This window comes from Pseudoroseomonas ludipueritiae, from assembly GCF_014490445.1.
Taxonomy (GTDB): Bacteria; Pseudomonadota; Alphaproteobacteria; order Acetobacterales; family Acetobacteraceae; genus Pseudoroseomonas; species Pseudoroseomonas ludipueritiae.
The window spans coordinates 1-9168 of the sequence record NZ_JACTUZ010000171.1 but is presented as its reverse complement, the minus strand read 5'-3'; the positions used below and the strand labels follow the sequence as shown (position 1 = coordinate 9168).

Sequence of the window (9168 nt, the reverse complement as noted above, 5' to 3'; positions counted from 1 at the left end):
CGCTGCTGCGGGTGGGCGACACGCTGGCCGGTCTCGCCGCGCTGGGCGCCGCCGGGCGGGCGCGCAGCACGGCGCGCATCGCCGCCATCACCGGCAGCGTCGGCAAGACCACCACCAAGGACATGCTGCGGCACGGGCTGGCGGCCTTCGGCGCCACCCATGCCGCCGTGGCCAGCTACAACAACCACTGGGGCCTGCCGCTGACCCTCGCCCGCATGCCGCGCGAGGCCGCCTACGGCGTGCTGGAGATCGGCATGAACCACCGGGGCGAGATCGCGCCCCTGGCCCGGCTGGCCCGGCCGCATGTGGTGGTCATCACCCAGATCGGCGCCGCCCATATCGGCCATCTCGGCTCGCTGGAGGAGATCGCGGCGGAAAAGGCGGATATCCTGGAAGGGCTCTCCGCCGGCGGCGTCGCCGTGCTGCCGCGCGACAGCGACTTCTTCCCCATGCTGGCGGAACTCGCCCGCGCCGCTGGCGCCAGCGTCACCGGCTTCGGCGAACATGCGGCGGCGGATGCCCGGCTGCTGTCGGCCGATTGCGGCCCGCTGTCTTCCACCGCCGAGGTGGTGCTGCATGGGCAGCGGCTGACGCTTTCCATCGGCGCGCCGGGGCGGCATCTGGTGGTCAATGCCCTGGCGGCACTCGCGGCCGGCGCGGCCCTGGGCACTGACCCCGCCCGCTTCGCCGCGGCCCTGGACAGCTTCCGCCCCGGCGCCGGCCGTGGTGCCCGCGTCGCCCTGCCTGTGCCGGGCGGCGAGGCGCTGCTGCTGGACGAAAGCTACAACGGCCAGCCTCCCGCCATGCGCGCCGCGCTCGCCGTGCTGGGCACGCAGAAGGCCGCGCGGCGCATCGCGGTGCTGGGCGACATGCGGGAGCTGGGCGAATACGGCCCCGCGCTGCACGAAGGTCTGCTGCCCGATGTGGTGGGCAATGCGGACCTCGTCTTCTGCTGCGGCCCCCTGATGCGTGGTCTATACGACCGCCTGCCCGAGGCCCTGCGCGGTGCCCATGTCCCCACCAGTAAGGAGCTTGCCCCGCTGGTGCGGGCAGCCGTGCGGCCGGGCGATGTTGTGTTGGTTAAAGGTTCGCTCGGCACCCGCATGGCGGCGGTGGTCGGCGCCCTGAAGTCCGAAGGGGCGCACTCGTGATCTATAATCTGCTCTCGCCTTTCTCCGAGGGCTTCATCCTTTTCAACCTGTTCCGCTACGTCACCTTCCGCTCCGGCGCGGCTTGCATGACGGCGCTGTTCATCAGCCTGTTCTTCGGCAATGCCATCATCCGCTGGCTGCGCTCCTTCCAGAACGGCGGCCAGCCCATCCGCACCGATGGTCCGGAAGGCCACCTGCTGACCAAGAAGGGCACGCCCACCATGGGCGGCGTGCTGATGCTGGCCGGGCTGGTGCCGGCCACGCTGATCTGGGCCGACCTGCGCAACGGCTTTGTCTGGGCCGTGCTGCTGGTGACGCTGAGCTACGGCGCCCTGGGCTTCTGGGACGACTGGCTGAAGGTCACCAAGCGTAACACCAAGGGCGTTTCCGGCACCATGAAGCTGGTGGTGCAGGCGGGCGTGGGGCTGATCGCGGCCATCTGGATCACCTCCCTCCAGCCCAGCGGCATGGCCTTTAAGCTCAGCATCCCCTTCCTGAAGGACACGATGCTGAACTTCAGCATCCTCTTCCCGGTCGTGGCGATGCTGGTGATGATGGGCGCCTCCAATGCCGTGAACCTGACGGACGGCCTGGATGGCCTGGCCACCGTGCCGGTGCTGCTGGCCGCCGCCGTCTTCGGGCTGATCGCCTATCTGGTCGGCAACCGTATCTTCGCCGACTACCTGCAGCTCAACGGCGTGCCTGGCACGGCGGAACTGGCGGTATTCCTGTCCGCGCTGATCGGCGCGGGCCTCGGCTTCCTCTGGTTCAACGCGCCGCCGGCCGCCGTCTTCATGGGCGATACCGGCTCCCTCGCCCTCGGCGGCGCGCTGGGTGCCGTGGCGGTGGCCACCAAGCATGAGATCGTGCTGGCCATCGTCGGCGGGCTTTTCGTGGTGGAGACGGTTTCCGTCATCATCCAGGTCTTCTGGTACAAGCGCACCGGCCGCCGCGTCTTCCTGATGGCGCCGCTGCACCACCACTTCGAGAAGAAGGGCTGGGCCGAGCCCACCATCGTGATCCGCTTCTGGATCATCGCCATGATCCTGGCGCTCGTCGGCCTCTCGACGCTGAAGATCCGCTGATGAGCACCGCCCCTTTCCTCCCCTTCGCAGGACAGCGCTTCGCCGTGGTGGGCCTCGGCCGTGCCGGGCTGCCTTCCGCGCGCCGGCTGGTGGAATGGGGCGCGGAGATCCTGTGCTGGGACGATGGCGAAGCGGCGCGCGAAGCCGCCAGCGCCGCTGGCTTGCCGGTGGGCAACCCGGCCGAGGTGGCGCGCTTCCCCTTCGACGCGCTGCTGCTCTCCCCCGGCATTCCGCATGTGCTGCCATGCGTGCATCCAGCCGCCGCGGCCGCCGCCAAGGCCGGCGTGCCGGTGATCTGCGATGCCGAGCTGCTGTTCCGCGCCGTGCGGGCCAGCGGCAGCGCCGCGCGCTTCATCGGCATCACCGGCACCAACGGCAAATCCACCACCACGGCGCTGATCCACCACCTGTTGCAGCGCGCGGGGCGCGAGGTGGCGGTGGGCGGCAATCTCGGCCCCGCCGCGCTGGGCCTGCCGCTGCTGGGTGACGAGGGTCTCTATGTTCTGGAAATGTCCAGCTACATGCTGGAACGGATGCAGCAGCTCCGCTTCGACGTGGCGGTGCAGCTGAACCTCTCGCCCGATCATCTGGACCGGCATGGTGGCATGGACGGCTATGCCGCCGCCAAGATGCATATCTTCGACCGGCAGGACCGCACGAGCCTCGCCGTGGTCGGCATGGATGACGAATGGGGCCCGCATTTCGCCGCCGGCCGCGCCGGCAAGGTGGTGCGGATCTCCGGCCAGGCGCGGCAATCCGGCGGCGTCTGGGCCGAGGAACGCGCGCTGCGCAACGACGACGGGTTGATCACCGATCTCGACACCGCCCGCGCCCTGCCCGGCAGCCACAACGCCCAGAATGCCGCCGCCGCCGCCGCCGTGGCGCTGCATCTCGGCCTGACGCGGGAAGAGATCGCCGCCGGCATCGCCGACTTCCCCGGCCTGCCGCACCGGCAGGAAGCGGTCGGCACAATCGATGGCATCGCCTTCGTCAATGACAGCAAGGCCACCAATGCCGACAGCACCGAACGCGCGCTGGCCAGCTACGACCGTGTCGTGCTGATCGCGGGTGGCCTGCCCAAGGCAGGCGGCATCGCGCCACTGGCGCCGTTGTTTCCACGCATCGCCCATGCCGTGCTGATCGGCGAGGCTGCGGAGGATTTCGCCGCCACCCTCGCCGCCGGCGGCGTGGCGCATGAGATCGCCGGCACGCTGGAGGCCGCGGTGCCCGCCGCCCTCGCCGCCGCGCGCGCGACGAATACGCCGGTGGTGCTGCTCTCGCCCGCCTGCGCCAGCTTCGACCAGTTCTCCGGCTTCGATGCGCGGGGCGATGCCTTCCGCGCCCAGGTCGCCAGCTTGATGGAAACCGTGTGATGGCTCTCTCGCGCGCCGACACTTCCGTTCTGGGCCGCTGGTGGTGGACGGTGGACCGCTGGACCCTGGCGGCGCTGCTGTCGCTGGTGGGCTTCGGCTATGTGATGCTGCTGGCGGCATCCCCGGGCGTGGCGGAGCGCATCGGCGCTTCCTCGCGCGACATCTTCATCCTGAAGCAGGTCTTCTTCCTCGCCGCCGCCACGGCGGTGATGGTCTCGATCTCGGTGATGCCGGTGAAGCTGGTGCGGCGCCTGGCGCTGCTGGGCTGCATCGGCGCGCTGCTGATGACCATGGCGACGCTCTCCGTCGGCGTGGAGATCAAGGGCGCGCGGCGCTGGCTGCACCTGCCGGGCCTGACCATCCAGCCTTCCGAATTCATGAAGCCCTGCTTCGCCGTGGTCGCCGCCTGGCTGCTGGCGGAAGGGCGCAACTACGGCTGGCGCGCCTATGCCGCCGTGGGCGCGCTGTTCATCCTGATCATCGGCACCCTGGCCAAGCAGCCGGACATGGGCATGCTGATGGTGGTGGCCTCGGTCTTCTGCGCGCAGCTCTTCGTCGTCGGCATCAACATCATCCTGGTGGCGGGCTGCGGCGTGGTGGGCGTGCTGGGCGCGATCGGCGCCTACTTCACCATGCCGCACTTTCGGGACCGCCTGGACCGCTTCCTCGACCCCGCCTCGGGCGACACCTACCAGGTGACGGTGGCCATGGAAGCCTTCGGCCATGGCGGCCTGCTGGGCGTGGGCCCTGGCGAGGGCCGGCTCAAGGCCATGCTGCCCGACGCCCATGCCGACTTCGTCTATGCCGTCGCGGGCGAGGAATTCGGCATGATGATCTGCCTGCTGATCCTCGGCATCTTCGGCTTCATCGTGCTGCGGGGCCTGCTGCGGCTGCTGGGCGAGCGCGACATGTTCATCATCCTCGGCGCCACCGGGCTGCTGACGCAGTTCGGGCTGCAGGCCTTCATCAACATGGCCTCCACGCTGCACCTGATCCCGACCAAGGGCATGACGCTGCCCTTCATCTCCTATGGCGGCTCCTCCGTCATCGCCGTGGCGCTGGGCGCGGGCATGTTGCTGGCGCTGACACGGCGCCGCATCTCGCGCGCCGCGCAGGACGAGGAATGACGCGCCCCATCGTCATCGCCGCCGGTGGCACCGGCGGGCATTTCTTCCCCGCCGAGGCACTGGCGGCGGAGCTGTTGCGCCGTGGCCACCGCATCGCGCTGATGACGGATGCGCGCAGCGCCGACTATGGCAGCGCCGTCTTCGCCAATACGGAGCGCTTCGTGCTGCAAGGCGCGGGCCTCGCCGGGCGTGGCATGCTGCGGGCCGCCAAGGGCGCCGCGGCGCTGGTGGCCGGCACCATGCAGGCCCGCAAGCTGCTGCTGCGCCTGAAGCCGCAGGCGGTGGTGGGCTTCGGCGGCTATCCCTCCGTGCCGCCGCTGCTGGCCGCGCGCATGCTGGGCGGCAAGCGCCCCGCCACCATCCTGCACGAGCAGAACGCGGTTCTCGGACGCGCCAACCGCCTGCTCTCGCGCGGCGCCGATGCGCTGGCGCTGGCCATCGCCAATACCCAGCGCGTGCCGGCGGGCGCGAACCAGGTGGCGGTGGGTAATCCGGTGCGCCCGGCGGTGGCCGCGCTGGCGGGCCAGGGCTTCATCCAGCCGCAGGGCTCGGTGCGCCTGCTGGTGCTGGGCGGCAGCCTCGGCGCCCGCATCTTTTCCGACGTGGTGCCGGCGGCCGTCGCGGAACTGCCGGCGCCGCTGCGGCAGCGGCTTTCGGTCGTGCAGCAATGCCGCACGGAGGACCTGCCGCGCGTCCGCGCCGCTTATGAGGAACTGCATGTCCCGGCCGAGCTTTCGCCCTTCTTCGGCGATGTGGCCGGGCTGTATTCCACCGCGCATCTGGTGATCGCCCGCGCGGGCGCTTCCACGGTGGCGGAACTGGCCTGCGCCGGGCGCCCCAGCCTGCTGGTGCCGCTGCCCGGCGCCATCGACGACCACCAATCCGCCAATGCCCGCGCCCTGGCCGATGCCGGCGCTGCGCAGGTGGTGCCGCAGCGGGACTTCACGCCGGCCGCCCTGGCCAAGGCTTTGCAGGACCTGCTGGAAACACCGGACGCACTGGCGCGCGCCGCCGCCGCGGCTGCGGCGCTGGCGGCGCCGCAGGCCGCCGCTACATTGGCCGACCTCGTACTCTCCCGCGCCGCGGCGCGTGGCTTTCAGGAATAGTTTGTCATGCGCGCCTTGCCGCTGAATATCGGGCCCATCCACTTCGTCGGCATCGGCGGCATCGGCATGTCCGGCATCGCCGAGGTGCTGCACAACCTCGGCTACCTGGTGCAGGGCAGCGACATCGCCGAGGGCTACAATATCGACCGGCTGCGCGAGGCCGGCATCAACGTGATGATCGGCCATGACGCCGCCAATATCGGCGCGGCGCAGGTGATCGTGACCTCCACCGCCGTGAAGCGCGACAACCCCGAGGTGGTCGCCGCCCGCTCCCGCCTCATTCCCGTGGTTCGCCGCGCGGAGATGCTGGCGGAGCTGATGCGGCTGAAGTGGGGCATCGCCATCGGCGGCACCCATGGCAAGACCACCACCACCTCCCTCGTCGCCACCGTGCTGGAAGCGGCGAAGCTGGACCCGACCGTGATCAACGGCGGCATCATCAATGCCTATGGCACCAACACGCGCCTGGGCGAGGGCGAATGGATGGTGGTGGAGGCGGATGAGAGCGACGGCTCCTTCCTGCGCCTGCCCGCCGTGGCCGCCGTTGTCACCAACATGGACCCGGAGCACCTGGACCACTGGGGCACCGAGGAGGCGATGAAGCAGGGCTACGCCCAGTTCGTCGGCAACATCCCCTTCTACGGTTTCGCGGTGCTTTGCGCCGACCACCCGAATGTGCAGGCGATGATCCCCTCCATCGATCGCCGCCTGATCACCTATGGTTTCTCGCAGCAGGCCGATGTGCGGGCGGAGCGCCTGATCACCGACCGCATGGGCGCGACCTTCGAAGTGACGGTGCATGACCGCGCCACCGGCCGCACCCGCCAGTTGAAGCCGATGCGCCTGCCGATGCTGGGCCAGCACAATGTGCAGAACGCCCTGGCCGCCATCGCCGTCGGCATCGAGATGGATATCGACGAGGGCACGATCCGCTCGGCGCTGGCCGGCTTCAAGGGCGTGAAGCGCCGCTTCACCCGCGTGGGCGAGGCCAATGGCATCCAGGTGATCGACGATTACGGCCACCATCCGGTGGAAATCGCCGCCGTGCTGAAGGCGGCGCGGCAGGCCGGCGCGCGGGACGTGATCGCTGTGGTGCAGCCGCACCGCTATTCGCGCCTGAAGCAGCTCTTCGAGGATTTCTGCCAGTGCATGAATGACGCCGGCACGGTGATTGTGGCCGATGTCTATGCCGCCGGTGAACAGAAGATCGAGGGCTTCGACCGCGACGCGCTGGTGGATGGGCTGCGCTCCCACGGCCATCGCTCCGTGGTGCCGCTGCCCGGGCCGGACAGCCTGCCGGAGATGATCAACGCCATCGCCAAGCCAGGCGACTATGTGGTCTGCCTCGGCGCCGGCAATATCACCACCTGGGCCGCCGCCCTGCCCGAGAAGCTGATGGAACTGCAGCCGCGCCCGCGCGTGGCCGGGGGGAAGCGTTGAAGCCCGGCATGGCGGAGAGCACGACCCTTCCCCCGCTGCGCGGCCGCGTGCAGCAGGATGCGCCGCTGGCCGCCATCACCTGGTTCCGCGTTGGCGGCCCGGCCGACTGGCTGGTGCGCCCGGCCGATGTGGACGACCTGCTGCTGCTGCTGCGCGACAAGCCGCGCGACATGCCGCTGATCACCATCGGCGCCGCCTCCAACCTGCTGGTGCGGGATGGCGGCGTGCGCGGCATCGTGCTGAAGCTGGCGCGCGGCTTTTCCGACATCGCGGTGGAAGCCGATGGCATCGTGGCCGGTGCCGCCGCGCTGGATGCAACGGTGGCGGAACATGCGGCGGAAGCGGGTCTCGATGGCCTCGCCTTCCTGTCCGGCATTCCCGGCAGCATCGGCGGCGCCGTCGCCATGAATGCCGGCGCCTACGGCGCCGAGGTGAAGGACGTGCTGGACTGGGCCGAGGTCGCGACGCCCACCGGCCTGCTGCGGCTTTCTGCCGGGGAACTCGGCTTCGCCTATCGCTATGCCGCGCTGCCGGAAGGCGGCGTGGTGGTGCGCGCGCGCTTCCACGCGAAGCCGGGCGACAAGGACAGCATCGCCGAGCAGATGCGCGCCATCCGCACAGCGCGCGAGGAAACCCAGCCCGTGCGCGCCCGCACCGGCGGCTCCACCTTCAAGAACCCAGCGGGCAGGAAGGCCTGGGCCCTGATCGACGCCGCCGGCTGCCGCGGGCTGAAGCGCGGCGGCGCGCAGATCTCGGAAAAGCACTGCAACTTCCTGCTCAACCTGGGCGAGGCCACGGCTGCCGAGCTGGAAGGGCTAGGCGAGGAAGTGCGCGGAAAGGTGCGCGACATGTCCGGCATCACGCTGGACTGGGAGATCAAGCGGATCGGGGAGGCTTTGTCGTGAAGCGCATCGCTGTTCTGCATGGCGGCTTTTCCTCGGAGCGTGAGGTTTCGCTGGCCACCGGCGCCCAGGTCATCGCGGCCCTGCGCGATGCCGGCTTCGAGGTGCTGCCGGTGGAAGTGACGCAGGATCTTTCCGCGCTGATCACCACCCTGCAGCGCGAGAAGCCGGATGCTGTCTTCAACGCCCTGCACGGTCCCTTCGGCGAGGATGGCTGCATCCAGGGCGTGCTGGACTGGCTTAAGATTCCTTACACGCATTCCGGCGTGCGGGCTTCCTCCGTGGCCATGGACAAGCACGCGGCCAAGGCGGTCTTTGCCGCCGCCGGCCTGCCGCTGGCCGAGCACCGCGTCGTCAGTGCCGAGGAACTGGAAGCCGCCGACCCACTGCCCCGCCCTTATGTGGTGAAGCCGCTGAACGAGGGCTCCTCCGTCGGCGTCGAGATCCTGCGCGAGGGCGACAACCGCCGCGCCGAGGTGGCGCGCAACTGGCGCTTCGGGCCGCAGATCATGGCCGAGGAATATATCCCCGGCCGCGAGCTGACCGTGGCGGTGATGGGCGAGGATGCGCTGGCGGTGACCGAGATCGGCACCGGCCATGCCTTCTACGACTATGATGCGAAGTATGCCGATGGCGGCAGCCGGCACACCATTCCGGCGCAGGTGCCGGAGGATGTGGCGCGGGAAGCGATGCGCATCGCACGTTCCGCGCATGATGCGCTTGGTTGTCGTGGCGTCTCGCGAGCCGATCTGCGATATGATGACTCCACCGGCCGCGTGGTGCTGCTGGAAGTCAACACGCAGCCCGGCATGACCCGTACCAGCCTGGTGCCCGAGCAGGCCGCCTATCGTGGCATCGGCTTCTCCGACTTGTGCGCGTGGATGGTGCAGGAAGCTCGCCATGGCCCGTAACCCTGCATCGATGCGCGGCGCGCCGCGCTCCCGCCTGGCCGCCGAGGGCACCCGCCCCCGCGCGCCCGCGCCG

Annotated in this window: 8 protein-coding genes; all 8 read left to right on the top strand. The window is 70.0% G+C overall.

Going from position 1 to position 9168, the window contains the following annotated elements; translation table 11 throughout:
* Positions 1-1151, top strand: a 1151-nt coding sequence (locus IBL25_RS22370) for a UDP-N-acetylmuramoyl-tripeptide--D-alanyl-D-alanine ligase (RefSeq protein WP_187780704.1), incomplete at its 5' end; no start/stop codon positions are given.
* Positions 1148-2236, top strand: a complete 1089-nt coding sequence (mraY, locus tag IBL25_RS22365; RefSeq protein ID WP_187780703.1) for a phospho-N-acetylmuramoyl-pentapeptide-transferase — start codon at positions 1148-1150, stop codon at positions 2234-2236. The genes IBL25_RS22370 and mraY, both read left to right, overlap by 4 nt.
* Positions 2236-3609, top strand: a complete 1374-nt coding sequence (gene murD, locus IBL25_RS22360) for a UDP-N-acetylmuramoyl-L-alanine--D-glutamate ligase (RefSeq protein WP_187780702.1) — start codon at positions 2236-2238, stop codon at positions 3607-3609. The genes mraY and murD overlap by 1 nt, the downstream gene beginning before the upstream one ends.
* Positions 3609-4736, top strand: a complete 1128-nt coding sequence (locus IBL25_RS22355) for an FtsW/RodA/SpoVE family cell cycle protein (RefSeq protein WP_187780701.1) — start codon at positions 3609-3611, stop codon at positions 4734-4736. The genes murD and IBL25_RS22355 overlap by 1 nt, the downstream gene beginning before the upstream one ends.
* Entirely contained in the window at positions 4733-5842 is a 1110-nt protein-coding gene (gene murG, locus IBL25_RS22350) for an undecaprenyldiphospho-muramoylpentapeptide beta-N-acetylglucosaminyltransferase (RefSeq protein ID WP_187780700.1), read from the top strand. Before IBL25_RS22355 ends, murG begins: the two co-directional genes overlap by 4 nt.
* Before the next feature lie 6 nt (positions 5843-5848).
* Complete coding sequence (gene murC / locus IBL25_RS22345) at positions 5849-7282, top strand: UDP-N-acetylmuramate--L-alanine ligase (protein ID WP_187780699.1); 1434 nt, start codon at positions 5849-5851, stop codon at positions 7280-7282.
* An 8-nt stretch (positions 7283-7290) separates the two neighbouring features.
* Positions 7291-8187 carry a UDP-N-acetylmuramate dehydrogenase gene (murB, locus tag IBL25_RS22340; protein WP_187780698.1) on the top strand — a complete coding sequence of 299 codons (897 nt, stop codon included), beginning with the start codon at positions 7291-7293 and terminating at the stop codon, positions 8185-8187.
* On the top strand, positions 8184-9095 hold the full coding sequence (locus IBL25_RS22335; RefSeq protein WP_187780697.1) for a D-alanine--D-alanine ligase: 912 nt from the start codon (positions 8184-8186) through the stop codon (positions 9093-9095). The genes murB and IBL25_RS22335 overlap by 4 nt, the downstream gene beginning before the upstream one ends.
* The last annotated feature ends 73 nt before the right edge of the window (positions 9096-9168 follow it).

Coding starts and splice junctions, on each gene's coding strand:
- murD (WP_187780702.1), top strand. CDS start 2,236: ATGAGCACCGCCCCTTTCCTCCCCTTCGCAGGACAGCGCTTCGCCGTG.
- IBL25_RS22355 (WP_187780701.1), top strand. CDS start 3,609: ATGGCTCTCTCGCGCGCCGACACTTCCGTTCTGGGCCGCTGGTGGTGG.
- murG (WP_187780700.1), top strand. CDS start 4,733: ATGACGCGCCCCATCGTCATCGCCGCCGGTGGCACCGGCGGGCATTTC.
- murB (WP_187780698.1), top strand. CDS start 7,291: ATGGCGGAGAGCACGACCCTTCCCCCGCTGCGCGGCCGCGTGCAGCAG.
- murC (WP_187780699.1), top strand. CDS start 5,849: ATGCGCGCCTTGCCGCTGAATATCGGGCCCATCCACTTCGTCGGCATC.